The sequence below is a fragment of the Streptomyces sp. 1114.5 genome, from assembly GCF_003635085.1.
Taxonomy (GTDB): Bacteria; Actinomycetota; Actinomycetes; order Streptomycetales; family Streptomycetaceae; genus Kitasatospora.
Genome location: NZ_RBXE01000001.1, coordinates 1,505,263 through 1,530,086, shown reverse-complemented (window position 1 = coordinate 1,530,086; position 24,824 = coordinate 1,505,263). Strand labels below are relative to the sequence as shown.

26 protein-coding genes, 1 tRNA gene and 1 other RNA gene are annotated in these 24,824 nt (G+C 72.6%); 11 read left to right on the top strand and 17 right to left on the bottom strand.

From position 1 onward, the window contains the following. Window positions 1-132: 132 nt before the first annotated feature. The 9 genes from BX285_RS37150 to ffs form a co-directional block, all read right to left on the bottom strand. Complete coding sequence (locus tag BX285_RS37150; RefSeq protein ID WP_183107015.1) at window positions 133-1,194, bottom strand: hypothetical protein; 1,062 nt, start codon at window positions 1,192-1,194, stop codon at window positions 133-135. 81 nt (window positions 1,195-1,275) lie between these two features. Beyond that, window positions 1,276-1,821 carry a SigE family RNA polymerase sigma factor gene (locus BX285_RS06675; RefSeq protein ID WP_257032533.1) on the bottom strand — a complete coding sequence of 182 codons (546 nt, stop codon included), beginning with the start codon at window positions 1,819-1,821 and terminating at the stop codon, window positions 1,276-1,278. Window positions 1,822-2,126: 305 nt separating this feature from the next. Next, the gene (locus BX285_RS06670) at window positions 2,127-3,185 is read right to left on the bottom strand and encodes an aspartate-semialdehyde dehydrogenase (protein WP_097237123.1); all 1,059 of its coding nucleotides are present in this window, start codon (window positions 3,183-3,185) and stop codon (window positions 2,127-2,129) included. A gap of 76 nt (window positions 3,186-3,261) precedes the next feature. After that, window positions 3,262-4,542 carry an aspartate kinase gene (locus BX285_RS06665; protein WP_097237122.1) on the bottom strand — a complete coding sequence of 427 codons (1,281 nt, stop codon included), beginning with the start codon at window positions 4,540-4,542 and terminating at the stop codon, window positions 3,262-3,264. Window positions 4,543-4,853: 311 nt separating this feature from the next. After that, complete coding sequence (locus BX285_RS06660; RefSeq protein ID WP_121174683.1) at window positions 4,854-5,516, bottom strand: DUF5063 domain-containing protein; 663 nt, start codon at window positions 5,514-5,516, stop codon at window positions 4,854-4,856. Then, complete coding sequence (gene recR / locus BX285_RS06655) at window positions 5,509-6,108, bottom strand: recombination mediator RecR (RefSeq protein ID WP_097237120.1); 600 nt, start codon at window positions 6,106-6,108, stop codon at window positions 5,509-5,511. Before recR ends, BX285_RS06660 begins: the two co-directional genes overlap by 8 nt. A gap of 203 nt (window positions 6,109-6,311) precedes the next feature. After that, window positions 6,312-6,653 carry a YbaB/EbfC family nucleoid-associated protein gene (locus BX285_RS06650; protein WP_097237119.1) on the bottom strand — a complete coding sequence of 114 codons (342 nt, stop codon included), beginning with the start codon at window positions 6,651-6,653 and terminating at the stop codon, window positions 6,312-6,314. A 76-nt stretch (window positions 6,654-6,729) separates the two neighbouring features. Then, entirely contained in the window at window positions 6,730-8,883 is a 2,154-nt protein-coding gene (locus BX285_RS06645) for a DNA polymerase III subunit gamma and tau (RefSeq protein ID WP_121174682.1), read from the bottom strand. Between the two features lie 80 nt (window positions 8,884-8,963). Continuing rightward, window positions 8,964-9,054: signal recognition particle sRNA small type (gene ffs, locus BX285_RS06640), an RNA gene on the bottom strand. A 111-nt stretch (window positions 9,055-9,165) separates the two neighbouring features. On the opposite strand from ffs, the gene BX285_RS06635 reads away from it, so the two are divergent. Together BX285_RS06635 and BX285_RS06625 are read left to right on the top strand one after the other, a co-directional pair. Continuing rightward, window positions 9,166-9,250: transfer RNA gene (locus BX285_RS06635), tRNA-Ser, on the top strand. A gap of 391 nt (window positions 9,251-9,641) precedes the next feature. Next, complete coding sequence (locus BX285_RS06625) at window positions 9,642-10,220, top strand: DUF5994 family protein (protein ID WP_147465121.1); 579 nt, start codon at window positions 9,642-9,644, stop codon at window positions 10,218-10,220. Window positions 10,221-10,256: 36 nt separating this feature from the next. Here BX285_RS06625 and BX285_RS06620 read toward each other — a convergent pair whose 3' ends face one another. Then, complete coding sequence (locus BX285_RS06620; protein WP_121174680.1) at window positions 10,257-10,508, bottom strand: hypothetical protein; 252 nt, start codon at window positions 10,506-10,508, stop codon at window positions 10,257-10,259. Between the two features lie 256 nt (window positions 10,509-10,764). On the opposite strand from BX285_RS06620, the gene BX285_RS06615 reads away from it, so the two are divergent. Beyond that, window positions 10,765-11,136: a helix-turn-helix domain-containing protein gene (locus BX285_RS06615; protein WP_097237076.1), complete on the top strand. Its 372-nt coding sequence runs from the start codon at window positions 10,765-10,767 to the stop codon at window positions 11,134-11,136. Beyond that, complete coding sequence (locus BX285_RS06610; protein WP_097237075.1) at window positions 11,120-11,527, top strand: STAS domain-containing protein; 408 nt, start codon at window positions 11,120-11,122, stop codon at window positions 11,525-11,527. The genes BX285_RS06615 and BX285_RS06610 overlap by 17 nt, the downstream gene beginning before the upstream one ends. Before the next feature lie 169 nt (window positions 11,528-11,696). On the opposite strand, the gene BX285_RS06605 is transcribed toward BX285_RS06610, so the two are convergent. Further along, on the bottom strand, window positions 11,697-12,905 hold the full coding sequence (locus BX285_RS06605; RefSeq protein ID WP_121174679.1) for a PP2C family protein-serine/threonine phosphatase: 1,209 nt from the start codon (window positions 12,903-12,905) through the stop codon (window positions 11,697-11,699). A 396-nt stretch (window positions 12,906-13,301) separates the two neighbouring features. On the opposite strand from BX285_RS06605, the gene BX285_RS06600 reads away from it, so the two are divergent. Next, entirely contained in the window at window positions 13,302-13,748 is a 447-nt protein-coding gene (locus BX285_RS06600; protein ID WP_183107014.1) for an ATP-binding protein, read from the top strand. A 29-nt stretch (window positions 13,749-13,777) separates the two neighbouring features. Here the strand turns inward: BX285_RS06600 and BX285_RS06595 are convergent, their stop codons facing one another. After that, the gene (locus BX285_RS06595; RefSeq protein WP_143685758.1) at window positions 13,778-14,203 is read right to left on the bottom strand and encodes a CBS domain-containing protein; all 426 of its coding nucleotides are present in this window, start codon (window positions 14,201-14,203) and stop codon (window positions 13,778-13,780) included. A 251-nt stretch (window positions 14,204-14,454) separates the two neighbouring features. Here BX285_RS06595 and BX285_RS06590 point away from each other — a divergent pair, with 251 nt between their 5' ends. Together BX285_RS06590 and BX285_RS06585 are read left to right on the top strand one after the other, a co-directional pair. Further along, window positions 14,455-14,904, top strand: coding sequence for a DUF5994 family protein (locus tag BX285_RS06590; RefSeq protein WP_306458866.1), 450 nt, complete (start codon window positions 14,455-14,457; stop codon window positions 14,902-14,904). A gap of 190 nt (window positions 14,905-15,094) precedes the next feature. Further along, a complete protein-coding gene (locus BX285_RS06585) occupies window positions 15,095-15,697 on the top strand; it encodes a DUF5994 family protein (protein WP_143685757.1) in 603 nt (200 codons plus the stop codon). 72 nt (window positions 15,698-15,769) lie between these two features. Here the strand turns inward: BX285_RS06585 and BX285_RS06580 are convergent, their stop codons facing one another. From BX285_RS06580 to BX285_RS06570, 3 genes are all read right to left on the bottom strand, one after another. Then, a complete protein-coding gene (locus tag BX285_RS06580) occupies window positions 15,770-16,015 on the bottom strand; it encodes a hypothetical protein (RefSeq protein WP_097237069.1) in 246 nt (81 codons plus the stop codon). Window positions 16,016-16,073: 58 nt separating this feature from the next. After that, complete coding sequence (locus BX285_RS06575; protein ID WP_097237068.1) at window positions 16,074-16,565, bottom strand: DUF5994 family protein; 492 nt, start codon at window positions 16,563-16,565, stop codon at window positions 16,074-16,076. A 543-nt stretch (window positions 16,566-17,108) separates the two neighbouring features. Next, entirely contained in the window at window positions 17,109-17,492 is a 384-nt protein-coding gene (locus BX285_RS06570) for a MerR family transcriptional regulator (protein ID WP_259470453.1), read from the bottom strand. A gap of 125 nt (window positions 17,493-17,617) precedes the next feature. On the opposite strand from BX285_RS06570, the gene BX285_RS06565 reads away from it, so the two are divergent. From BX285_RS06565 to BX285_RS06550, 4 genes are all read left to right on the top strand, one after another. Continuing rightward, on the top strand, window positions 17,618-18,283 hold the full coding sequence (locus BX285_RS06565) for a class II aldolase/adducin family protein (RefSeq protein WP_121174676.1): 666 nt from the start codon (window positions 17,618-17,620) through the stop codon (window positions 18,281-18,283). Then, a complete protein-coding gene (locus BX285_RS06560; protein ID WP_121174675.1) occupies window positions 18,280-18,741 on the top strand; it encodes a carboxymuconolactone decarboxylase family protein in 462 nt (153 codons plus the stop codon). Before BX285_RS06565 ends, BX285_RS06560 begins: the two co-directional genes overlap by 4 nt. An 85-nt stretch (window positions 18,742-18,826) precedes the next feature. Then, complete coding sequence (locus BX285_RS06555) at window positions 18,827-20,503, top strand: serine/threonine-protein kinase (protein WP_121174674.1); 1,677 nt, start codon at window positions 18,827-18,829, stop codon at window positions 20,501-20,503. A gap of 102 nt (window positions 20,504-20,605) precedes the next feature. Further along, window positions 20,606-21,373, top strand: coding sequence for a hypothetical protein (locus tag BX285_RS06550; RefSeq protein WP_121174673.1), 768 nt, complete (start codon window positions 20,606-20,608; stop codon window positions 21,371-21,373). A gap of 64 nt (window positions 21,374-21,437) precedes the next feature. Here the strand turns inward: BX285_RS06550 and BX285_RS06545 are convergent, their stop codons facing one another. Next, complete coding sequence (locus tag BX285_RS06545; RefSeq protein ID WP_097237062.1) at window positions 21,438-22,655, bottom strand: putative PEP-binding protein; 1,218 nt, start codon at window positions 22,653-22,655, stop codon at window positions 21,438-21,440. Window positions 22,656-22,697: 42 nt separating this feature from the next. Continuing rightward, window positions 22,698-24,650, bottom strand: coding sequence for an FAD/NAD(P)-binding protein (locus BX285_RS06540; RefSeq protein WP_121174672.1), 1,953 nt, complete (start codon window positions 24,648-24,650; stop codon window positions 22,698-22,700). Window positions 24,651-24,824 lie beyond the last annotated feature (174 nt).

The window sequence follows — 24,824 nt, the reverse complement described above, 5'->3', positions numbered from 1 at the left end:
CTTCACGCCGCCGATGGCGCCCCTCACCCGCCGCCGAGCGCGTCCCTCACCCCGCCGAGGGCGTGCCCGACGGCCGGGGGGCCGCTCCGCCGACTGCCTGGACGCCACCCCGGTAGAGGGTGCCGCTGCAGGTCAGCGGCAGGGTCGCGGTGGCGGCGGCGGGGCTGCCGGGGGCGGGGTATGGGCGATGGTGGCGGTGGGCGGCTGGCCGGTGGGGTTGGTGGTCGTAGTGGCGGTGGGGCTGGGGGCTCCGGTGGGGCCCGCCGAGGGGGACGAGCTGGCCTGCGGGTTGTTGCTGGGGGCGCCGCTGGCGCCGGAGGCCCGCGCGCCCGAGGCGGCCGAGGCGGCGGGGGCCTGGGAGTTCGCGGACACCTGGTTGGTGCCGGTGGGCCCGGTGGTGGCGCCGCCGGAGCCGGCGCAGCCCTGGTCGGGGATCCAGACGAACGACACCCGGTACCCGGTGTGGGGCGCGAGCACCGGCGGCTCGGCGTCCATCGCGGTCAGGCCGCCGGCCGGGTCGCCGGGGCTGTGGTCGGCGGTGCGGATGCGGCTGCGGTCGGCGCCGGTGACGCCGGTGACGGCCACCGCGCCGGGGCCGCCGACGCGGCAGCTGTGCCCGGAGACGTTGTAGACGGTGAACGAGCCGTTGATCCGCCCGGCGGCGTCGGGCGTGCCGACCTGTGCGGTGCCCTCGCCGAGGTCGGTCCGGGTGCAGAGCGGCACGATGCCGCCATCGCCGACGCCGGAGGTCCCGGTGGGCGTGGTGGTGCCGTCGGCGCGCGTGGCCTCGGCACCGGGGGTGTGCGAGGTGGCGGCCGTACCGGTCGTCGGTGGGGCGTCACCGGCGCCGGTCGTTCCGCCGTGCGAGGCCGTACCGGTGCCGCTGTGTCCGGCGGCGGTGCCGCTGGGGGCGGTGGCGGCCGGGCTCTTGGCGTCGGCCGAGCCGGGCCCGCCGGAGAGCCCGAGGTGCTCCCCCTCGTGGATCACCGGCAGGAGGATCGCGACGGCGAGGGCGAGGGCGGCGGCACCGGTCCAGGCGCCCCGCCGGGCGGCCCGCCGCCGGGGCACGGCCTGCCGGATCCGGGGCAGTCCACCGGCCGCGGGTTGGATCCCGCCGACGGCGTGGTGCATCAGCTCCCGCACCGCCCGTTCCTCGGACGACAGCCCGGACAGGCCCGAGAGCTCCGACGACAAGTCTCCTGTCGAGCCGTTCGAACCCCCCGACCCCCCGAACCGCCCGGACCACTCACCGGCCGCCGGCCGCCGCCCGCCGCCTCAGCCATGTCCGGCCTCCATCTGGGCGCGCAGTGCGGCGAGTCCGCGCGAGCCGTAGGCCTTCACCGAGCCGAGCGAGATGCCGAGGGTGTCGGCGACCTGCGCCTCCGTCATGTCCACGAAGTAACGCAGCACCAGAACCTCCCGCTGACGGCGTTGCAGACCACGCAGCGCGGCCTTCAACTGGTCGCGCTCCAGGGCATCGTAGGCACCTTCTTCTGCACTGGCCATGTCAGGCATGGGCTTCGGCAGCAGTCGCAGCCCGAGGATCCGGCGTCGCAGCGTGGAGCGGGACAGGTTGACGACCGTCTGCCGCAGGTAGGCGAGGGTCTTCTCGGGCTCGCGCACCCGGCGCCGGGCGGCGTGCACCCGGATGAACGCCTCCTGGACGACGTCCTCGCAGGTGGAGAGGTCGTCGAGGAGCAGCGCGGCGAGCCGCAGCAGCGAGCGGTAGTGCGCCTGGTAGGTCTCGGTGAGCAGGTCCTCGCTGGTACCCGCGTCGGTACCGGCACCGGAGTCCGCCGCACCCCGTGCGGCTGCCGTCATCTGGTCGTCTTCCGGCCTACTCGAAGGCCACGGGGCGTGCGACGGGAAGGACACCACAGCCCTCGCCGGGATGCCCGCCCTTGCCCCCACCATCACGTTCGCCACGCCCGTTGGACACTCGATCCCCTGTCATGGTTGCCCGGCCCGGGGGCCATTCTTCCGCATCGGCGGAAGAGGCCTCCAGGGGATTCCCCCGGGATTCCGGACAGATTGTGTCGAGGAGCGGACACAGGTATGGACACAGGTGTGGACACAAGCGGGCACATCGGAAGCCCCGCCGGGGTCCTCCCGGTGCATGACGGGCCCTACTCCACCGTCAGCTGACCGGCCGCCACCGACTCCGCGATCTGCAGCAGGTTGAGCGCCGCTCCCTTGCGCAGGTTGTCCCCGCACAGGAACAGGTCCAGCGCCTCCGGCTCGTCCAGGGCCCGGCGCACCCGCCCGACCCAGACCGGGTCCGTACCGACCACGTCGTTCGGCGTGGGGAACTCGCCGGCGGCCGGGTCGTCGTAGAGGACCACGCCGGGCGCGTCCCGCAGGATGTCCTGCGCGTGCTCCTGGGTGACCTCGCGTTCGAAGCGCGCGTGCACGGCCAGCGCGTGGGTGCGGACGACCGGGATGTGGACGCAGGTCGCGGAGACCTTCAGGCCGGGCAGGCCGAGGATCTTGCGGGACTCGTCGCGGATGGCCATCTCCTCGGCGGCCCAGCCGCCCTCGCGCAGTCCTCCGGTCCAGGGCACCGCGTTGAGCGCGAGCGGGGCGGCGAACGGCCCCTGATCCGCGATCACCGCGCGCAGGTCGCCGGCCTGCCGGCCGACCTCGGTGCCCGCCACCAGGGCGGTCTGCGCGCGCAGCGCCGCCTCGCCGGCGCGGCCCTCGCCGCCGGCGGCCTGGTAGGAGGCGACGACGAGCTGTTCCAGCCCGTACTCGGCGTGCAGCGCGCCGACCGCCGCGATCATCGCGAGGGTGGTGCTGGCCGGGCTGGCGACGATGCCGCGCGGACGGATCCGCAGCGCGGCCGCGTTGACCTCCGGGACGACCAGCGGCACGTCCCCGGCGGTGCGGAAGGCGGCCGAGTCGTCGACCACCACGACGCCCTTGGCCGCCGCGATCGGCGCCCACTGGGCGGAGACCTCGTCGGGGACGGCGAACACGGCGACGTCGGTCCCCGCGAAGGCCTCCTCGGTCAGCGGGACGACCTCGACGGTCTCCCCGCGCACGACCGCCTTGCGGCCGGTCGAGCGCGGAGAGGCGACGAGTCGGATCTCGCCCCAGACGTCCTGGCGGAGGGAGAGCAGAGCGAGCAGCACCTCGCCGACGGCGCCGGTGGCGCCGACGACGGCGAGGTTCGGCCGCCGGGTCATCGCCCGGCGACCCGAGCGGCCCCGGCTGCCCGGTTGCCCGGAGTGAGCCGGTCCCGCTCCCGGGTCACCGCCCGGGTCATCGCCCGGTGCCCCCGTAGACGACGGCCTCGTCCGACTCGCTGTCCAGCCCGAAGGCGCTGTGCACGGCGCGGACGGCCTCCGGCACGTCCTCGGCGCGGGTGACGACCGAGATGCGGATCTCCGAGGTGGAGATCAGCTCGATGTTGACGCCCGCGGCGGACAGCGCCTCGAAGAAGGTCGCGGTGACGCCCGGGTTGGAGCGCATGCCGGCGCCGACCAGCGAGATCTTGCCGATCGCGTCGTCGTAGCGCAGCGACTCGTAGCCGATGCCCTCCTTGACCCGGCCGAGCGCGTCGATGGCCTTCTGGCCCTCGGTCTTCGGCAGCGTGAAGGAGATGTCGGTCAGGCCCGTCGACGCGGCGGAGACGTTCTGCACCACCATGTCGATGTTGACCTCGGCGTCCGCGATGGCGCGGAAGATGCGGGCCGCCTCGCCCGGCTTGTCGGGCACGCCGACGACGGTGACCTTGGCCTCGGAGGTGTCGTGGGCGACTCCGGAGATGATGGCCTGCTCCATCTCGCCCCCTTCGGGCTTGTTCGGGTTGTCGTTGCTGACGATCGTCCCGGGGAGACCCGAGAAGGACGAGCGTACGTGAATCGGGATGTTGTAGCGCCGGGCGTACTCCACACAGCGGTCGAGCAGCACCTTGGAACCCGAGGACGCCAGCTCCAGCATGTCCTCGTAGGCGATCCAGTCGATCTTGCGGGCCTTCTTCACCACGCGCGGGTCGGCGGTGAACACGCCGTCCACGTCGGTGTAGATCTCGCAGACCTCGGCGTCGAGCGCGGCGGCGAGGGCGACGGCGGTGGTGTCCGAGCCGCCCCGGCCCAGCGTGGTGATGTCCTTGCTGGTCTGGGACACGCCCTGGAAGCCGGCCACGATCGCGATGTTGCCCTCGTCCAGGGCGGTGCGGATGCGGCCCGGCGTCACGTCGATGATGCGCGCCTTGTTGTGGACGGAGTCGGTGATGACGCCGGCCTGGCTGCCCGTGAAGGACTGGGCCTCGTGGCCCAGGGATTTGATCGCCATGGCCAGCAGTGCCATGGAGATGCGCTCTCCAGCGGTCAGCAGCATGTCGAACTCACGACCGGCAGGCAGTGGTGACACCTGCTCGGCGAGTTCGATGAGCTCGTCCGTCGTGTCGCCCATCGCGGACACCACGACGACGACCTCATGGCCGGCCTTCTTGGCGTCAACGATTCGGCGGGCTACGCGCTTGATGCCCTCGGCATCCGCAACGGATGAGCCGCCGTACTTCTGCACGACAAGGCCCACGTGCGCTCCTCGACTCGTGTCGTTTCCGGGGGCGCCACGCCCCCGTTCCCCCCGGGGGACGGGGGTGTGCGGTCCGCGCCAGTCTACCGAGCAGGGGTGCCCTGACCGGCGCTTTCCATATGATGAGACGCCCGTTTCAGCAGGTGATCGGCGGGACGGGCGGCCCGACCGGCAGGTCTGCGGGCGATTCGGTACGGCCCCGGAGAATCGGCGGATCCGGTGGCGGTGATCCGACCGGATTTCCTTTCCGGACGAACCGGTGAGGCATTCGTCACAGCCTGGTGGACCCACCGAACCGCGGGAAAGCGGTGCTACCGCCCCAGCCCCAGCTCGGCCGCCATCAGGTCGCCGGCCTGCTTCTCCAGCTGCTCGTCGGTGAGCCCGTCGTCGTCGGTGTCCGCGCCGTCCGGCACCGCCCCGATCGGGCTGTCCAGCCGGACGTGGGCGATCAGCGACTGCAGCGCCCGCAGCACCGCCGTGCAGGTGGTGCCCCAGTTGGAGAGGTACGAGAACTGCCACCACCACAGCGCCTCGCTGACCCGGCCCTCGCGGTAGTGCGTCAGCCCGTGCTGGAGCTCGCTGACCACGCCGGCCAGGTCGTCCGAGATCCGGAAGGCGTTGGGCTTCTCCGGCGGGCCGTACGGGTCGAAGACCTCGTGGTAGACGTCGATCGGCGCGAGCAGCTCGGCCAGCCGCTCACGCAGCTGCTCGCCGTCCGGCTCGGGGCCGGCGTCGGGCTCGAAGCGGTCCTCCGGGACGACGTCCTCGATGGCACCCAGCCGGCCGCCGGCCAGCAGCAGCTGCGAGACCTCCAGGAGCAGCAGCGAGACCGCGCTGCCCGGTTCGTCGCCCTTGGCGACCTCGGTGACGGCGAGCACGAAGCTCTCCACCGAGTCGGCGATCTGCACGGCGAAGTCGTCCGGCTCCGAGCCGTGCCCGTGGGTGTGCTGCTGGTTGATCGTCCGGTCAGACATCGAGCAGTCGTCTCCCTTCGAAGGCGCGGCCGAGGGTGACCTCGTCCGCGTACTCCAGATCCCCGCCGACGGGCAGGCCGCTCGCCAGACGGGTCACCTTCAGGCCCATCGGCTTGCAGAGCCGGGCCAGGTAGGTGGCGGTCGCCTCCCCCTCCAGATTGGGGTCGGTGGCCAGGATCAGCTCGGTGACCGTGCCGTCCGCGAGACGTGCGAGCAGCTCACGGATGCGCAGGTCGTCCGGGCCGACGCCCTCGATGGGGCTGATCGCGCCGCCCAGCACGTGGTAACGGCCGCGGAACTCACGGGTGCGCTCGATGGCGACGACGTCCTTGGGCTCCTCGACCACGCAGATGACGGCGAGGTCGCGGCGCGGGTCCAGACAGACCCGGCACTGCTCCGCCTCGGCGACGTTGCCGCAGACCACGCAGAAGCGGACCTTGTCCTTGACCTCCAGCAGCGCGTGCGCGAGCCGGCGCACGTCGACCGGATCGGACTGCAGCACGTGGAAGGCGATCCGCTGGGCGCTCTTGGGCCCGACGCCGGGCAGCCTGCCCAGTTCGTCGATCAGGTCCTGAACCACGCCCTCGTACAACGTCGCGCCTTCCTTCGGATGGTCGGAGGTACTCCGGTGCCATCATCCAACGAATCGGGCGTCGGACACAGCGCCCGACGCCCGACCCCCACATAAATCACACGGGTCCGTCGTCCGGAACCACGGACCCCGGACCCGCGGAGCGGTGTCCGCTCAGGTCTCTCGGGTCTCTCGGGTCTCTCGGGTCTCTCGGGTCTCTCGGGTCAGAACGGCAGGCCGGGGATGCCGCCGCCGCCCAGGCCCTGGGTCAGCGGGCCCATGCGCTCGGCCTGCATCTTCTGCGCGCTCTGGTTCGCGTCCCGGACCGCCGCCAGGACCAGGTCGGCCAGGGTCTCGGTGTCCTCCGGGTCGACCGCGGCCGGGGCGATGGTCAGCGCCACCAGTTCACCGGCGCCGGTCACGGTCGCCTCGACCAGACCGCCGCCCGCCGAACCGGACACCTTCGTCTCGGCCAGCTCCTGCTGGGCCTTCGCGAGATCCTGCTGCATCTTCTGCGCCTGCTTCAGCAGCTGCTGCATGTTGGGCTGGCCACCACCGGGGAACACGGCTCTCTCCTTGCTGTCATGCGCTGTCGTCGCGGTGAGTCCTTCGTCACCGCCGAGCCTACGTGCTGCGTCCCGCTCAGGTGCCCCGGTGGTGGATCTCCTCCAGCACCGTCGCACCCAGCTCGCGGATGATCAGCTCCTGACCGGAGAACGCCTCCTCGTTGAGGTCCGGGTCGTCCTCCTCCGGGACGTCGTCCTCGGGCGCCACCGACTGCACCGGACGGGCCGGCGGAGCCGCGACCGGTGGCGCGGCAGGCACCGGCGCGGACTGTACGGGCGGGGCCTGCACCGGCGACGGCACCACCGAAGGCGCGGGCGCCGGCACGGGCGCGGCCGCCGGAGCGGCAGCCGGACGGGCCGGGGCTCCCCAGCCGCCACCGGCCGGACCGCCACCGCCCTGGGCACCACCGGACGGCCCACCGCCCGGGGCGGCCCCGACGCCGCCGGACGGGTCGACGATGCACTCGATGCGCCAGTCCACGCCCAGTGCGTCGGACAGCGCGGCGCGCAGCACGTCGTCGCTGTTGCTGCCGACGAAGCTGTCCCGGGCGCCGGCGTTGATGAACGAGACCTGCAGCACGCTGCCGTCGAACCCGGCCACCTGGCCGTTCTGGCTGAGCAGGATCCAGGTGAAGCGGCGGCGGTTCTTCACCGCCTCCAGGATCTGCGGCCACAGCTGCCGGACCTGCGCGGCACCCTGCTGCGCGGCCGCCGACGGCTGCCCGCCGGGAACCGCCGCTACCGGGGCCACCGGGGCGGGCGCGGGGGCCGCCGGCTGCTGCTGCGGGGCTGCAGGCGCCGCAGGTGCGGGGGCCGCGGGGGCCACCGGAGCCGCCGGGGCTGGGGCACTCCCGGCGGGCGGGAAGCTACGCGGGATCGGCCAGGCACCCGGCGCAGGCCCGGCGGGTGCGGCAGCCGGCGCCGCCTGCACCGGCGCCGCCACCACGGGCGCGGGCTGCACGGGCGCCGCAGCCGGGGCCTCCGCCACGGGCGCGGCCACCGGCACCGCAGCCGGAGCCCCCGTCGGCGCTGCCCCCATCTGTGCCCCCATCGGCGCGGCGAACCCGCCGGCTGTCGCGCGCCGCTCCAGCTTGTCCAGCCGGGCCTGCAGCGACAGCTCGTCGCTGTACGCACCGGGCAGCATCACCCGGGCGCAGATCAGCTCCAGCTGCAGCCGGGGCGCCGCATTGCCGCGCATCTCGGTCAGCCCGGTGTTGACGATGTCCGCGGCCCGGCTCAGCTCGGCCGCGCCGAACGCGTCCGCCTGGGCCTGCATCACCGCGACCCGGTCCGCCGGGGCGTCGATCAGCCCCTTCTCCCCGGCGTCCGGCACGGTGGCCAGGATCACCAGGTCGCGCAGCCGCTCCAGCAGGTCGGTGACGAAGCGGCGCGGGTCGTGCCCGCCCTCGACCACCCGGTCGATCACCTGGAACACCGTCGCCCCGTCCTGCGCGGCGAAGGCGTCCACCACCTCGTCCAGCAGCGCGGAGTCGGTGTACCCGAGCAGCGCCGTCGCCATCTGGTACGTGACGCCGCCCTCGCCGGCCCCGGCCAGCAGCTGGTCCATGACCGACATCGAGTCACGCACCGAGCCCGCCCCGGCCCGGACGACCAGCGGGAACACCGTGTCCTCGACCTGGATGCCCTCCCGGCCGCAGACCTCCGCCAGGTAGTCGCGCAGCGTGCCGGGCGGGACCAGCCGGAACGGGTAGTGGTGCGTCCGGGACCGGATCGTCCCGATCACCTTCTCCGGCTCGGTGGTCGCGAAGATGAACTTGAGGTGCTCCGGCGGCTCCTCGACCACCTTGAGCAGCGCGTTGAAGCCCGCCGAGGTCACCATGTGTGCCTCGTCCAGGATGAAGATCTTGTACCGGCTGTGCACCGGGGCGAAGAAGGCCCGCTCGCGCAGCTCGCGCGCGTCGTCCACACCACCGTGCGAGGCGGCGTCGATCTCGATCACGTCGATCGACCCGGGCCCGCCGGTCGCGAGGTCACGGCAGGACTGGCACTCCCCGCACGGCGTCGGCGTCGGCCCCTGCTCGCAGTTCAGACAGCGGGCCAGGATGCGCGCGCTCGTCGTCTTGCCACAGCCGCGTGGGCCGCTGAACAGGTACGCGTGGTTGACCCTGTTGTTGCGCAGGGCCTGCTGGAGCGGAGCGGTCACGTGCTCCTGCCCGATGACCTCCGCGAAGGTCTCGGGGCGGTAGCGGCGGTACAGGGCTAGGGACACACCCCCGACGATATCGGGACGGACCGACAAACGCGTCGTCCCGCACTCCCCGCCCCCGCCCCACCCGGCCCCGGGAACGCAAAGACCCCCCGTGCACCCGCCAGAGCCCTCCTACCCTTGCTGCCTTCCGGCCCTGGGGGGGTTCAGAGAGATGACGCCACACGAGGGGCTGCCCCCCACACTACCGGATCCCGGCCCCGACGATCCACAGGCCACCCCCACCCTCCAACCTGCGGGATAGGTGGTCGCGACCACCCCGAAACATGTACTAAGCTCTCCCACGGAGGATTCGCCTAGAGGCCTAGGGCGCACGCTTGGAAAGCGTGTTGGGAGCAATCCCTCACGAGTTCGAATCTCGTATCCTCCGCCTCCGCCCGCCAGGGCAGACGAGGGCCCCGACCGCTCAGCGGTCGGGGCCCTCGTCGTTGCGTGGTCTCAGTTGGGTGAGAAGGTCCGTGGGGCGGCCGGGCCGCCCGCGTCCACTGCCTCGTCGCCGTCAGCGTGAACGCCGAGGGCCGACGCGAGGTCCTGGGTCCACGGGTGTGCCGGATCGACGATCCCGCCGCTGCGAGACGCCCGCCCGAAGTTGCCGGGCATCGGATCGACCACCGCGACCGTGCCGGTCTCGGTCGAACCGGGAGTAGCCTGGACATCACCGAAGGCACTTCGCATGCCGGTACCGGATATTGGCGGCGTCTCCGGCGAACGGCGATGCCGGACCCGGCCCCTCGGCCGGGCCCGGGGACAGGTGCTTGATCATGACCACGGCCCTCGATCGTGCGACGACGCCCCCCACCACGGATTACACGGCACGGCTCTCCCTCACACCCAGCGGCGTGCGGCAGGGCCGACTGGACGGATCCTGGTGGCCGCGCTCGCGCGATCTTCTTCTCGAACTCCCTGCCCTGGCCGCCGAGATCGACGAGCGATGGGGCCGGATCACCCGGATCACCGTGAACCCCGCGCAGTGGCCCGTCATCCCCCGGCGGATACCGGTCACCGGGCACACCGTCCACGCGGGCTGGTTCACCGTCGAACAGGACCCGCACGTGATGATGGTCTGTTCCTATGCCCCCCGCCGGCTGAACCTGTTGGTCGTCCCGCCCCAGACGGATGCCGTCGAGGCCGCCCGGCTGATGGCCGAGGCCGCCGATCCCGCGAACACGAGGACCGCGAGCGAACTGCTCACTGCGGAACCGAGCGCCGCGGCGACCGGCACGGGCACCCGCTCCGACTTCCTGCCGTCGACCGTCACCCCCTCCACCGGGCTCGGCGAGGCGGAGCGGCGAGCCGACCTCGCCCGGAGCCGGGCCGCCTCCTGGCCGGCATCCGTGTAGGCAGCAGGCATGACGTCCACCCGGGCCGGGTGGACGTCACTCGCGTGACCACTCGGTCTCGGCCTCCGGCTCGCCGTCGACACCGGTCCCTTCCCAGAGTCGGACCCTGACCGCCCTGGGGCCCGGTGCGGGCCGGGAGAGGGTGCGGACGAACACGTCCCTGAGGTGGTTGGCCGCCCGCTGCGGCGGACCGTCGTACTCCAGCGGATTCGGCATCGTCGTGTCGCCCTGCCGGGACCAGTGGCCGTCGTCGTCCTGGGTCTCCAGAATCCACCGGTAGCGCCGCATCGTGGCCTCCTGTGACAACGCTCCTGCCCCGACCACGACCGTACGAGACGGGCGGACGGAGGGCGACCCGGGGATGTCGGCCGGCGGCTCCGGCGCCACGACGGGTCCAGGAGTGGAGGAGGTGGCCGATCTTCGAGGTAGACGACATCCGGGAAGGGTCGTGGCGGACGGCGCGCGGGGTGGCCGGGCTGCAACGACCATTGACGATCCTGGACTCGGGTATCCCAAAACCGGAATCCGGGAGCATACTTGTGCCATGCGGGAAGACGGGCAGGGGCCTCGGACGAGGTGGACGTTCCTGACGCATCACGCGCGTGTACTCGTGGCGATCTCGCGTGACGCGGAAATCCGCCTGCGGGATCTGGCGACGACGTGCGGAGTGACCGAGAGGGCCGTACAGGCGATCGTCACCGATCTGGAGGACGCCGGCTTCCTCACCCGTACACGGCACGGACGTCGCAATCACTACCACGTCGTCGGCGGCACGTACTTCCGCCATCCCGCCGAGGCCCACCACGAGATCGCAGGCCTGCTGGCACTGTTCGGCGGCCCCGGTCTCCGCCCCGGCCCCAGCCCCGGCCCCCACCAGACGCTTCCTACCGGTGATCATCATGGTGAGCATCCGTGAGACCGCGCCCGACCGCCTCCAGCACCTCACACCGCAGCTGCGAACAACCACCACGGTGGTTGATGGAGCGGCAGTGATCGTCCGCCTCGACGGCGCGGTGGACCTGGAGGACCGCCACCCCTTGCAGCAAGCCCTCGCACGGGTGGTGCAGAGCCGCCCGCCCCGGCTGATCGTCGACCTGACCGGCCTGGCCTTCTGCCACTCGGTATGCCTCAACGCCCTCCTCACCGCCCGCCGGCGTGCGAGGGCCGTCGGCGTGGAGATGGTGCTCGCCGCCCCGCCGCCTCAGACCAGACGAGTACTGGAGATCACCGGCGCCGACGAAGTCTTCACCATTTGCTCGGACGTCCGCAGCGCCCTGGCGGACACCTGCCCACCGCACAGTCCCTGACCGGACCCGTCCTGACCCGCGGCGAACCGCTGATCACCACCGACCTGGCCACCGACGAAGGCATCCGCGCCACCGTCTTCGACCTCCAGCACCCCGGCCCGGGCCCGGAGGGTCCTGACCTGTGGTGCTCGGGGTCGGTGCCCGGCCGGCACAGGGGGACACCGACGGCTCAGCGCCATTCGATCGCGAACAGGGTGGCATCGTCGCTCGTGCGCCCGCCCCGCTCCTCCTTGAGGACGTGGGAGAGCATGCGAACCGTGGTCCGGAGTCCGGAGTCGGAACGCTCGACCCGGTTGACCCAGTCGATGAGCTGACGCTCACCGAACTGACCCCCGCCGGGCGCGCGTTCCTCGACCAGGCCGTCGGTGAAGCACAGCAGCCGGTCCCCGTGCCGCAGGAGCCGGTCACTGATCACGGGCTGCTCGCCGCCGAAGCCGACCGGCAGGGTGGTAGCACTCTCCAACCGCTCGACGACGCGACGGCCGCGGATCAGCAATGGCGCCGGATGACCGGCGTTGACCCACTGCAGGTGGCCGGAGACGGTGTCCAGGCGCATCATCTGCGCGGTGACGAAGTGGTCCGGCCCGAACTGTTCGGCGATGGCCCGGTCCATGAAGGCGTAGATCTCCGCCAGTCCGATGTCGGCGCGCCGCGCGTGCCGGTACGCGCCGATGGCCACGGTCGCCATGGTGGCGGCATCCAGTCCGTGACCCATGGCATCGATGGTCGCCACGTGCAGGAGGTCGTCGTTGAGCGCGTAGTCGAAGCTGTCCCCGGCCACGTGGTAGGCCGGTTCGAGGATGCCCGCCACGGCGACCAGGGGGGCCGTCATCGAGAGCGGCGGCAGGAGCGACCACTGGATCTCCGCGGCCAAGCTCATCGGCTGGAGGCGCCGGGCCTGGAAGATCCGGTCGGTGTAGGCGTTCTTCGTGACCAGCAGATCGGCGACCAGGGCGCAGAAGACGCGCAGCAGCCGGCGGTCCTCCTCGTCGACGGCGTCCAGAGTCAGGGCAAGCACACCCAGCTCGTCACCGCCGTCCGGCAGGGGCAGGTACACCCGCACGCCGTCCTCCTGCGGTTCCTCGACGGGAACACCGTGCAGGAACGCCTCACCCGCGGGAGAGGCGTCGATCGGCACCGGCCCTCCGACCACCAGCCCCCGCCCGTGCAGGGGTGCCAGGACCAGCTGTCCGTAGTCCTGCAGCAGGAGGACCGGGTCGCGACCGCCGAACCGGCGCACCGCGTCGGCGACCAGTGGAGCGATCATCCGGGGCGGCAGTTCCTGGGTCCGGTCCAGCAACGGGCCCCACAGCAGGTCTTCGCCGGTACCGTGCGTCCGGCCGGGATCCGGTGGGGCGGACGGCTGGTCACCGCTCATCCTCGTTCACCGCCGTCTTCCGTCGTCGGGTCGGGTGCCGCTGTTGCCGAGCCGAACGCCCCGCGTCCGTGACACCGAGGCAACTCCTTCCATTACGCCCCGCTGCCGGGCGATGCGCGCTCCAGCGGGTCGACGGTGTGCCGAGGGTGTGCGGAGCACGGCGCGGTTCCACCGTGGCTCGGGCTTCGTGGCATCCGGCCCCGGCCGTTCACCGTACGGAGCCGACGCGGCCGGGCGAATCCGCCGCAGGTCCGGAAGCCCACGGTGCCGCGAGTCCGGGCCGCTCACCCGTCTTCCTCGGCTCCTGCCGCGTGAGCCTCGCCCGACCGGGTAGCCGTCATGGTGCGACGAGACTTCGTCATCCGGGCATGGCCCGAACCGATGGGAAGCGACCACATGTCCGCAGCCGTCCACCACCATCGACACCTGACGTTCGCCGCGGGTAGCGGAGCCTCCCCGGTGCGCGAAGGGCGGGCGTTCACCCGCCAGGCCCTCGCCGATTGGCGCCTGGCTCCCTCCACCACCGGCGACGACGCCCAACTGGTCGCATCAGAGCTGCTCACCAACGCCGTCCGGTACACGGCAGGTCCCCTCGCCATGGACCTGGACGATGACGGCTCACGTCTGCGCATCACCGTCACGGATCCGCGCGCCGACATCACCCCACCCGATCCCGGCGGTCACCGGCCTGCCCGGATCGGCGGCCACGGACTGTTCATCGTCGACCGCCTGGCCCTGCAGTGGGGCGCCTTCCCCGAAGGCCGCGGCAAGACCGTCTGGGCGGACCTCCTCCTGCCGGGTCGGCCGACCGACCCGGGCGCGGTGAGACCACGGTCGTCATGACGACGGCAGGACGGGACGGACACGACGGTTCAAGCGGAAGGAGCGGCGAGCAGGGCGGCAGCGCGGCCTGCCGTGAGGACACCGAGGAGATAGCCGTCCGCGTCCACGACGGGCCAGACGGCCAGATGCTTGATCCGCATCGCAACCGCGGCCAGGCGCAGGCTCATGCTCGGCCACGTGAACGGGCCCCGTTGATGCGCCGTGGAGCTGATCGCGGTCCGCTCGGTGGACCAGGAACGGCTCAGGAACGGATGGAGCCCGGCCCGGGTGACCAGCCCTTCGCACCGGCCGTCGTAGCCGCGCACCACCAGGTAGTCGACGTGGGCGCTCAGGAAGATGTCGTTGGCCTGGTCGACGGTGCTGTCGTCGGCTATCTGGTAGTCCCACGAATCCATGGCATCGGCAACAGTGAGGCTGCGGCCGGGGCGTGCCGAGTGCGGGGAGGAAATGGTCACGGCGCTCACCGTTACCCGATCTCCGGCTGCCTGCCGACGGCCGGGACAGTGTTCACCCAGAACGAAGCCGGAAGGGGTACCGGGATGCGGAAAGCCCTGGACACTGTGAAGCCTACTCCTGCGTTACCGTCAGACGAGGGCGCCCGCGGAGTACCGTGGGTGGCAACCGAGGACATTCCGCACACCGGCATTCGCGCTCGTGTCGCCCTGGGTCATGACGGGTCCCTCGTGGACCGGACGGGCGGCTCCTGATGATGCCGATCCCCCTTCCCACTCCTTCCTCGTCCGGGTCGTGGTCGGTGCCCGGGGCACCGCTCCTGCCACGCCTGGTACTGGAGCAGACGATGGCGCGGGAGGGAATCTTCGACGGGGCCTGGTGGCCCCGCTCCGGGCACGTCCTGGACGAGCTGCCGGACCTGATCACCGCGCTCGGTGCCCACCTGGGCCGCATCGTCAGGGTGGGCCTCGACTCCGCGGCCTGGGACGAAGTACCTCGGTCGGTCGTGGTCAACGGCTGCACCGTCAAGATCAACTGGTTCGCCGCGAGCGACGCGACGATCAGCATCACCCGGGGCTTCCAAGATCACTTCCTCCTGCTGGTGGTACCGCCCCGCACCAGCAGGCGGACCGCGGCCTCGGCGATGACGGCGGCCTCGGCAACCGGCAACCACACCCCGGCCGCCGAACTCCTGCTCGGGTGAGCGGTCCGTGACCGCTCACCACCGTGCCAGGTCCGGGCCGGACCGCGCCGGGTCCGGCCCGGAACCGGACCGGGAGCAGCCTGGACGTACTGGAGGCACCTCGCATGCCGGCACCGGCCACTCGCGTCGTTTCCGGCGAACGGCAATCCCGGACGTGGCACCGCTCAGGTCCGGAGACAGGTCCGTGATCATGACCGTGATCGGCGGCGCGCCCGTTACCGGTCCCGCCGGGCCCGAGCCCGTACTGCGGTTGTACCTGGCACCGTCCGGACCGCGAGCCGGACGGCTGGACGGGGCATGGTGGCCCCGGTCGCAGGACCTTCCTTTCGAACTCCCCGCCCTGGCCGCCGAACTGCACAAGCGGTGGGGCCACGTCGCCAGAATCACCGTGAACCCCGCCCAGTGGTTGCCTCTCCCCCGACGGATCCCGGTCGCGGGCCGCACCGTCCACGTGACCCACACCGTCCACGCGAACGGGTCCACCGCCGTGCAGGACCAGCACACGATCTCGGTCCGCTCACACCTTCCCCGCCGGCTGACCCTGCTGGTCGTCCCACCCCGGACGGGAGCCGTCGCCGCCGCCCGGCTCATGGCCGCGGCCGCCGATCCCGCGAACACCAGGACGGCGAGCGAACTGCTCGCCGACGAGCCGTCCGCGAAGGTGCCCGACCGGCGAGGGATCGTCTGGCCGGTACGCGACCCCTCGGTCCCGGCCTGGGGCTCCGCCCGGTGGGGCGGGCCGTCGTCCTCGCCCGGGCGCTCGGCCTTCGGGCCCGCGGCCGACCAGCGGTGACGCCGACCAGCGGTGACGCCGCCGCCCGATCCTTCGCTCTTGTGCTCCCGATGGATCGCCGTCAGTACGCCGTCAGTACTCGGAGCCGCTTCGCAGGTAGGTGCCCGCGACCTGGAGCCACGCTCCGGGGCTGAAGCACGCCTCGACCCGGTGCGGGGTGTCCTCGAAGACCCGCAGGACACGAAGCGCCCCGCTGGGGTGCAGGTCGTACTCGAAGGTGACGCCGTCCGCGCCGTCCTCGTACTGCAGGTCCAGCGGCCCACCCGACGGCTCCGCCGGCGCCCGGGCCTCGGGCGAGAGTTTCACGTAGACGGACATCCTGCCGACCCTGCCTCTCCTGTCCTTCCGAGCGGCCCGACCTGCGATGCCGGGCCTCTCAGACCGCTTCGACCGGTGGCTCGGAGCCGGCGCCGGTCGAGACGAGGATCTGCCGTGCCGAGCCGGTTCCACCGGCCTCGACCGCACGTGCCATCGCGGCCAGGGCCGCCTCCTGAGCCGCCTGCGGGGGAACCACGAGCAGACTGAAGTGATCGCGGTCTCCCCGTGTGACGATCACCGTGTCGTCGCCGACCGGGTACCGGTCGATGTGCACCGACCGCCCGTCGATGACCAGCCTGGGCGGCACCTCGTCCCAGGCGTCCGCGTCCAGCCCCACGCTCACCACGGGGCCCAGGTGTTCGGTCAACGCCCTGACCAGACCGGGCAACTCGGCGCCGACATCCCGTGAACGAGGCCACCAGGCGCCGTCCAGCGGGCCCTCCCTCGACCGCGTGGTCGCCAGGCGCAGCAGGAGCGTTCCAGGCTTCGCGGCCTGCCGCAGCCGCTCCGGAAGAAGACCGTGGTGCGGGGGACCGGATTCATCCGACATGGCACGCCACCCATCCGCGGACGCACGTCCCGTCCGCCACCGCAGAAGCGGTCCTCCGTCGCTGCCGGTCGAGCCGCTCCGACATTCCCACGGTACTCCGCACCCTCGGCCCCGGACCGGTCCGTCCACCGTGGCCCGGGCACCCGCGACGGGGGAAGGTCCACGCGCCCACGGGTGATCCGGATGAGACGTCATCCCCACCGCGCGGGAGAGGCCTGATGCGGCCGGTTCTGGTTGCGGTTCTGGTTGCGGTTCTGGTTGCGTTCTCCTCCGTCCGCCGGCGTTCAGAGCCCAGTCGGCGGATCACTCCACCGCAGGTCGGAACCCCTACGGCCGCCCCCGGACAGCCGGAAAGCGTGTGGGGAGCGATCCCTCACGAGTTCGAATCTCGTACCCTCCGCCTTCGCCCGCCAGGGCAGACGAGGGCCCCGACCGTACGACGGTCGGGGCCCTCGTCGTTGCGTGGTCACGGTTCGGGGCCGGACTCACCAGCCGTGCAAGGCGTCGACGTCGTCTCGCACCGCCCGGCACGGTCACCCGCCGTCAGTCGGACCGGGTCCAGGTCGACATCTGGTCCCGGAAGGTCGGGCAGCTGACGATGTCCGTCTTGCCGCACTGGAGGGCGTGGGTCAGGAGCTGGCGGGCGTGGTCGAGATCGACCATGCGCTGCTCGATCTCGGCGATCTTGGTGCGGATCATCGCCTGCCGGCGCGGCTGGTCCTGCTGGAACTCCCTGACCTCGGCCAGGGTCAGCCCGGCTTGCTGGAACTTGCGCAGCAGCACGATCCGGTCCGCGGCCTGCGGCGGATAGCGCCGCTGCCCGCTCTGGCGTTCGGGGGCCGGCAGCAGACCGTGGCGTTCCCAGTACCGGATGGCTGACGCGGGAACGTCGGTGATCTCGGCGAGCTGACCGATCGTCATGAGCATGCTCTGCACCTCGTCTCGTCGTGCCGGCCGGCGCTTGACTTGAACCTTAGTTCAAGTCGCAGAGTGGCCGGCACGTGCAGCGGCGGCGAACCGGCCGCCGCCGACGGAGCATCGGAGACGAAGAGATGACAGACACACCTGAAGTGAAGAGCCGGGCCCACCAACTCGTCGACGCCGCCCGGCAGCTCTTCGTGGCGGGAGTGATGTCGCACTCCGGGCACGCCAACCTGAGCGTCCGGCTCGACGCCGACCGCTTCCTGCTGACCCCGGGGTTCGTCCGCGACCTGGAGCCGCACCAGTTGGCGACCGTCGGCCTCGACGGGCAGGTCCTGGCAGGAGAACTGCGCTCCGTCAGCGCCGAGATCATCACCATGCACAGCGCCGTCTACCGCGCTCGCCCGCACGTGGGCGCGATCATCCATACCCACTCACCCGCCGCGACCGCCTTCGCGGTGGCCCACCGGCCGCTGCCGTGCCGCACCGAACCGATGCTGCGCTTCGGACAGCCCGAAGAGGTGCCGGTGGTGCCGTGGGGGCCGCGCGGGTCGGACGTGTCGGTCCGGGGCATCGCGGACGTCCTGGAGCGGCGCCCGACGACGGCCGCGGTCCTCCTGGCCAACCACGGGCTCCTGGTGTTCGGCCCGGACGCGGCGGCTGCCGGCCACCTCGTGGTGGCGATCGAGGAGAGCGCCGAGGCCGAGATCGCCGCGGCGGCGATCGGCGGGGCCGTGGACTTCCCCGAGGGCGCCCTGGAGGCCGTCCGGGCCTCGATCGCGCGGGTGGCGTCATGACCGACCACACCGTCGCCGACCACGCCGTCGCTGACCACCGCGTCGCCGACCACGCCGTCACCGACCGCACCTTCGCCGAGCGCGCCGAAGCCCTTCGGGACCGCTACCGCACGACCCTCGGAGCCGTCCCGGGCCCGGTGGAGGACCGCCTACGGGTGGCCCAGGCCTACGGGCGGCTCGCCACGGAGGAGGCGTTCACGGCTCTGCGCCACCTCGTGCTGGCCGACAGCCCACTCGGCGGGCGGGTGCAACAGCTGGTCCACTTCGGGCAGTTGCTGGCCCTCGGCCGGGCGGAACCGGCCCGGATCCACGCCCGGGGAGCACGCCACGCGGGCGCCGGAATCGCCGACCTCATCGGAGTCGCCGAAACCGCGCTCATCACCTCGGGCACACCGGCCTACGCACTCGGCATCGAGATCATCGTCGAACTCCTCCAGGACGACGACAAGTCCGGCTGACCACCGATAGCGTCTGCTCCGGGCACGTGAGGCGGGGGCGGCCCGGTCGGGGGCGGCCGGGTCGGGCGTCGAGGGGAGCGTGGGGATGGAGCCGCTGGCGGCGGACGATCCGCGGCAGGTGGGCGAGTACCGCTTGCTGCAGCAGCTCGGGGCGGGCGGGATGGGCCGGGTCTACCTCGGCCGGACCACGGGCGGGCGGACCGTCGCCGTCAAGGTGGTCCGGCGCGACCTGGCCGGGGATCCCGAGTTCCGGGCCCGGTTCCGTCAGGAGGTGGCGGCCGCCCGGCGGGTCGGCGGCACCTGGACGCCACCGGTCCTGGACGCGGACACCGAGGGCGGGCACCCCTGGGTGGCGACCGGCTACGTCGCCGGGCCCGCGCTCACCACCGCCGTACGGGAGTTCGGGCCGTTGCCCGAGCCGGCCGTCCGGACCCTCGGCGTCGGCCTCGCCGAGGCGCTCGCCCATGTGCACGGCCTCGGGCTGGTGCACCGGGACGTCAAACCGTCGAACGTGCTGCTGACCCTGGACGGGCCGCGGCTGATCGACTTCGGCATCGCCCGCGCACTGGACTCCACCACCGCGCTCACCCAGTCCGGCCAGGTGTTCGGCTCGCCGGGCTTCATGTCGCCGGAGCAGGCGAACGGGCTGCCCGCCGGGCCGGCCGGCGACGTCTTCGCGCTCGGCGCGGTGCTCGCGTACGCGGCGACGGGCACGCCGCCGTTCGGCGCCGGGGTGAGCGCGCCCGTCCTGCTCTACCGGGTGCTGCACGAGGAGCCGGACCTCTCCGGGCTGACCGGCCCGCTGAACGACCTCGTCCGTGACTGCCTGGCCAAGGACCCGTCCGCCCGCCCGACGCCCGCACGGCTGCGGGAACGGCTGGACCAGGGCGGCGCGGCCGCCGCCCGGCTGGGGCACGGGGACTGGCTGCCGGCGGCGCTGGCGGCGGCGGTCGGGCGCAGTGCCGTCCAGCTGCTGGACCTGGAGGCGGAACGGGAGGGGGAACGGGAGGCCGGGGCTCCGGCACAGTTCGGTCCGCCGGTCGCGGTCCCGGTGCCGCTCCGGACTGCGCTCCCGGTGCCGGGACCGTTGCCGTCGGTGCCGGGCCACCGGCCGTACCCACCGCGGCCACGCCGCCGGCGGGGCTACGGCGCGCTGGCGGCCGTCCTGGTCGGCGCGCTGCTGCTGGCCGGCGGGGACCTGCTGATCGAGCGGTTCCGGGATGACGACCGGCAGGCCGCCGCGTCGGACCCCGGGCGGACGCCCCCGGCCGAGGACGGGACGACGCCCACGGAGCCGCCGTCGAAGCGCCCCGAGCCGACCGGTGACGCCACCGATCCGGCCGACGACGGCCCCACGCCCGGCGCGTCCCCGACCGGCGGCGCGTCCCCGACCGCCACGGGGCCGGGCGTCATCCCGGCGAAGTTCCTCGGCACGTGGGTCGGCGAGCGCAAGGCCACCGACGGAGCCGTCACCACCGTCACCCTGACCATCGTCCAGTCGGCGCCGAGCGAGGAGAAGAGCAGGATCCGCGCCGAGACGCCGAGCACCGGCATCTGGTGCGAAGGCGCGTGGACGCTCTCCGAGGCCGACGAGCGCCAGGTCTCCTACGTGTCCCGGGTGACCGGCTCCTCGGCCGGCGAGGAGTGCATCGCCGACCGGTCGATCTACCGCCTGATCGCCATGCAGCCGGACGGCACCCTCCGCTACAGCATGGACCTGCTCGAACCGGACCGGTACATGGTGCTGCGGAAGAAGGCGTGAGGCCCGGGCGGGCCGGAACCGCGCACCCCGCCCGCCCGTCATCCCCACAAGGGCAACACACTCACCCCTTGTGCTCTTCACCATCGAGGTCCGAGGAGACCCATGGCCGACACCGTCCACTCACTGGTCGCCCGCGTTCACGAACTGCTGGTGGCACAACTGATCCATGGTGGCGCCGCGGTGGTGCCGGGCATCCACGACGTCATCGCGCGCGCCACGGCGCTCGGCCCCGACGGCACCTGGCTCGCCGCCGCGGGCCACTCGACCCTCGCCGGCCTGGCTCTCGCCCACGGCCGGCCGGAGGAGGTGATCCACCACCTCGACGCCGCCGTGACGGCCGGCTACAACGACTGCGTGGCACTCCACATGCCCGCCCTGCAACCGCTGCACCACGACCCCCGCTTCCGCGCCCTCTACCAGCGGATGCGCATCACCCCGGCGGATCTCGACGAACTCCTCTGGCTGCACCAGGAGATGCAGACCATGGTGCGGGAGGCCCAGAACGCGACCGTCGACAACATCGGCCGCCTCGACACCGGGGTGTCCCTGCTCCCGCGGGCTCCCCTGCCCACCCGCGAACCGCACACCTCGGGCGTCCTCATCACCCGCATCGACCTCTCCGCGGCCCAGACCGCGCTCCAACAGGCCGCCGTGAAGGGCGAGTTCCAGCGCAGCGCCGGCAACACCAGCCTCAGCCTCATCGACGACACCTGGGACCAGCCCCGCGCCATGCGCGACGCCTGGCACGCCGACGACCTGGACATCCGACGGCAACAGGCCGCCGAGGCCCGCGCCTTCGTCGAACGCCCCGGCGCCGGCAGCATGCTCGTCCCCTGCCCGCCCCTGGGCTCCATCCGCTACCCGGCCTGAGGCCCGGCCGGACGGTCCCGACCCTTGCCGCTGTGCAGGGAGCGAGGGCCGAGCCGCGGGCGCGTCAGGACTGGAGGACCTGAGCGAGTTCGGCGGTGCACATCATGTAGCCGTCGGGGGTGGCGAGTCGGGCGAGGTAGTGGGTGAGGTCGGCGCCGAGCGAGAAGACGCGGACGGGGGTGCCGGCGGCGCGGGCCGCCTCGACCACGCGGTGGACGCCGTCGAGGACGGCGGGGTGGCGGGTCTGGTAGGAGTCGGCGACGAGGTGGTTGCCCCGGTCGGCGGCCAGGTAGAACTGGACCAGGTCCTTGACCCCGACGAAGAGTTCGCTGGCGCCGGCGGCGCAGATCTGCGGGGTGGCGTGGACGGCGGCGGGGGTCTCGATGAAGGCGGAGAGCGAGACGTCGGACGGGAGTTCCAGGTGGGAGCGGAGTTGGGCGTACTCGTCGGCGTCGTTGAGGAACGGGACGGAGAGGTGGATCCGCTGCGCCTGGTCGCCGAGCCTGCTGCGCAGTTCGCCGAGCATGATGTGCAGGGCGTCCCGGTAGGCGGCCGAGCCGAGCAGCCAGCGGGCGCCGTGCAGGCCCAGCTCGGGGTTGGGTTCGACGGCGACGGGGGCCTGTTCGGTGACGCTGGCGGCGTGGTCGGAGCGCAGGTCGAGTAGGCGCAGGACGAGACGCTGGCCGGGGAGGAGCTCCTCGACGAAGGCGCAGAGGCGTTCGGCGATGGCCCGCCCGTAGCGGGCGGTCTCCTCGGGCCCGCCGTCGAGGGCGTCGAGCGGGCTGAGGCCGGCAGCGAGGCAGAGGAACTCCTCGCGGATGAAGAACGAGTCGACGCACATCGCGTTCGGCCCGCAGGAGTTGACGGTCCGGATGTCCTGGAAGTCGGCGATCACCGCGCAGGCGGCGCCGAGGTCCTGGACGGTGGGGGTGACGGGGCCGGGCGGGGGGACCGGCCCGGCGGCCGGGTCGGGGCCGAGCAGGATCGACCCGTTCTCCAGGTCGAGGGTGACCTCGCCGTCCAGGGCGGCGAGGTCGGCCTCGTCGACCAGGAGCACCGGGATGCCGCGGCCGCGGCAGAGGGACTGCATGTGGCCGGTCTGTCCGCCTTCGCCGCAGACCACGGCACTGGCGGCGACGATGGCGTCGTACAGGCCGGCCTCCAGGTTGGGGGCGATCAGGATGGATCCCGCCTGCGGGTGTCGGGTGCGGTTGCAGGTGGCGCGCAGGGTGGTCCGGTTGCCACCGGTGAGCAGGGAGCCTTGGATCCGTCGCCCGTTCAACTAGCCCTCCAGGTGCTCGTCGGCCCGGTCGGCCCGGTCGGCCTATTCGACTCCGGCCTTCTCGGCGTCCTCGATGTCCTCGATGTCCTCGGTGTCGTCGGTGTCCGCGATCTCCAGATGGCGCCGTAGTTGACGAGGCGTCATGGAGACGTCGGTGAGTCTCCGGACCGCGGACCGGCTGACCGCCACCTGCAGGCGGCGACGGCCGTCGGTGCCGTCCGGGGCGGTGAGGGAGCCGATCAGGGCGTCCAGGCGGGCGTCGAGCTGCTGCCGTCCGACGCGGGTGCGGGTGGCCATTCTCCTCACCTCCAGTTTCACAGCGTGCGCGAAGGAGGGATCGGCTGCTTCCTCGAACGTGCCGTCGGGGGTGCGGGATTCGGCCAAGTCGCGGGACGCCCTTGCGGCGGGGACGACCGGAGGTCGGTCGGAGGCGGACGCCGCCCCGCTTTCGGGCAGCTCCAGCTGCTCGATGACGTGGGCGGCGACCGCGATGGAGTGGTTCTTGATCGCGGCGAGGTTGAAGGCGAAGGCGCCCGTACGGCCGTTGCGGACGATCTCGTCGCCCTCGCGCAGCGGGCCGACGGCGGTGAGCGGGCCGGCGGGCGCGCCGGAGCGGGTGAGCAGGACGCCGCGGTGGTCGACGTCCAGGCCGCGGCCGGTGCGCTCGTGCGGGGTGACGAGGCCGCGGCGCAGCAGGTTGCGCCACAGTTCCCCGTCGACCCGCAGGTAGTCGCTCTCCCGGCCGAAGTTGGAGACCACCAGGTCGGCTTCGACGGCCAGCTTCCCGTCGGCGGTGGCGACGGTGACCTCCAGCCGGCCCGACACGGCGGGGGCGACCGCCTGGACCGCTCCGACCAGCAGGCTGACCGGGCCCGGGTCCATGGAACGCTCGATGACGTCGATGGTGTACTGCACGGCGCCGACCCGTAAGGCGGCGATCGCGGTGCCGAACTCGTCCAGCAGGGCGCGCAGTTCAGGCGACGGGATGAGGTCGAGGGCGGCCGGCAGGTGCGGCTCCCAGGCCTTGGCGACCCGCTCGGCGACCACCTCCGGGGCGATGTCCGGGTACTCGCGGGCCACGATCGCGCAGGCCGCCTCCCACTCGGCCCGGACCCGCCCGAGGAACTCCTCGCGGTCCCGGTACGGCTCCAGCAGCGCGCTGGGGCAGGGCAGGTGCAGGACGCCGTGCTCATGGGTGTCGGGGTAGGCGCGGAACATCGTCCCGGTGCGGGAGACCAGCCGGATGCCGCCGGTGTGGCCCTGGCGCAGCAGCAGGCCGGCCGAGTCGTAGGCGCTGAGCACCGAGCCGACGATCACCACCTCGGCCTCGGGCGGCAGCGCCGCCAACCGCCCTACGCCGTCCGCGGAGTAGGGGTGGCGGAGGAAGCGCGGGTGTTCCAGCACCTCGGTGGCGAAGGGCAGGTCCTTCAGCTCCAGGCCGGTGGCGAGGACCACGTGCGCGGCGGGCACCACGTACTCGGCGCCGGTCGACTCCGTCCCGGTCGACTGCGGCCCGGTCGGACGGACCGTCAGCTCGACGCCGAGGCCGTCGGCCGTCGGTACGAGGTCGACGGCCTCGCCGTCGACCTCGCGGAGCAGGACGCCCGGGTAGGCCTCGCGGGCGGCCTCGGCGAGCCGCTGCTCCAGGTAGTCCTGGAATATCCGCCGGGGTGCCGGGCCGGGTTCGGTGAACTCGTACTCGGCCCACTGCGCGGGCCAACCGCCGCGGTCCGCCTCGCGGTTGGCCCAGTGGACGAAGTCGAGGACGTCCTCGCGGAACGCCGACATCCGCCCGGCCTGGATGTTGAACACGTGGTCCCAGGGGTTGCCGTTCCGGTGGTAGGCGACCCCGGCGGAGCGGTAGTCGGTGCGCCGCTCCAGGAGGACGATCTCGACCGGTCGGCGGGCGAAGTGGAGCATCCTGATCGCGGTGGCGGTACCGGCCAGGCCGGCCCCCACCACAACGACCCTGGGACAGCTGACTGTTCGACTCATGCTGAAGCCTTCCGCTCGCGGGATCGGAACCGGGAACCCGGGGCCCGCGGATCAGGCTAGGGGCGCGCGTGTCGGCACAGGCGCCCTTCCTCCGGGTTGTGACAGAAGGGGCCACGGTGACGGACGGTTCGGCGGCGCGGACCCGTACGGCCGTCGGCATCCGCACACCGGCGG

Excerpts from the sequence above, each read along its gene's own strand:
- BX285_RS06675 (WP_257032533.1), bottom strand. The coding sequence starts at position 1,821 with ATGACGGCAGCCGCACGGGGTGCGGCGGACTCCGGTGCCGGTACCGAC.
- BX285_RS06670 (WP_097237123.1), bottom strand. The coding sequence starts at position 3,185 with ATGACCCGGCGGCCGAACCTCGCCGTCGTCGGCGCCACCGGCGCCGTC.
- BX285_RS06660 (WP_121174683.1), bottom strand. The coding sequence starts at position 5,516 with ATGTCTGACCGGACGATCAACCAGCAGCACACCCACGGGCACGGCTCG.
- BX285_RS06625 (WP_147465121.1), top strand. The coding sequence starts at position 9,642 with ATGACCACGGCCCTCGATCGTGCGACGACGCCCCCCACCACGGATTAC.
- BX285_RS06620 (WP_121174680.1), bottom strand. The coding sequence starts at position 10,508 with ATGCGGCGCTACCGGTGGATTCTGGAGACCCAGGACGACGACGGCCAC.
- BX285_RS06615 (WP_097237076.1), top strand. The coding sequence starts at position 10,765 with ATGCGGGAAGACGGGCAGGGGCCTCGGACGAGGTGGACGTTCCTGACG.
- BX285_RS06610 (WP_097237075.1), top strand. The coding sequence starts at position 11,120 with ATGGTGAGCATCCGTGAGACCGCGCCCGACCGCCTCCAGCACCTCACA.
- BX285_RS06605 (WP_121174679.1), bottom strand. The coding sequence starts at position 12,905 with ATGAGCGGTGACCAGCCGTCCGCCCCACCGGATCCCGGCCGGACGCAC.
- BX285_RS06600 (WP_183107014.1), top strand. The coding sequence starts at position 13,302 with ATGTCCGCAGCCGTCCACCACCATCGACACCTGACGTTCGCCGCGGGT.
- BX285_RS06590 (WP_306458866.1), top strand. The coding sequence starts at position 14,455 with ATGATGCCGATCCCCCTTCCCACTCCTTCCTCGTCCGGGTCGTGGTCG.
- BX285_RS06585 (WP_143685757.1), top strand. The coding sequence starts at position 15,095 with ATGACCGTGATCGGCGGCGCGCCCGTTACCGGTCCCGCCGGGCCCGAG.
- BX285_RS06580 (WP_097237069.1), bottom strand. The coding sequence starts at position 16,015 with ATGTCCGTCTACGTGAAACTCTCGCCCGAGGCCCGGGCGCCGGCGGAG.
- BX285_RS06575 (WP_097237068.1), bottom strand. The coding sequence starts at position 16,565 with ATGTCGGATGAATCCGGTCCCCCGCACCACGGTCTTCTTCCGGAGCGG.
- BX285_RS06570 (WP_259470453.1), bottom strand. The coding sequence starts at position 17,492 with ATGCTCATGACGATCGGTCAGCTCGCCGAGATCACCGACGTTCCCGCG.
- BX285_RS06565 (WP_121174676.1), top strand. The coding sequence starts at position 17,618 with ATGACAGACACACCTGAAGTGAAGAGCCGGGCCCACCAACTCGTCGAC.
- BX285_RS06560 (WP_121174675.1), top strand. The coding sequence starts at position 18,280 with ATGACCGACCACACCGTCGCCGACCACGCCGTCGCTGACCACCGCGTC.
- BX285_RS06555 (WP_121174674.1), top strand. The coding sequence starts at position 18,827 with ATGGAGCCGCTGGCGGCGGACGATCCGCGGCAGGTGGGCGAGTACCGC.
- BX285_RS06550 (WP_121174673.1), top strand. The coding sequence starts at position 20,606 with ATGGCCGACACCGTCCACTCACTGGTCGCCCGCGTTCACGAACTGCTG.
- BX285_RS06540 (WP_121174672.1), bottom strand. The coding sequence starts at position 24,650 with ATGAGTCGAACAGTCAGCTGTCCCAGGGTCGTTGTGGTGGGGGCCGGC.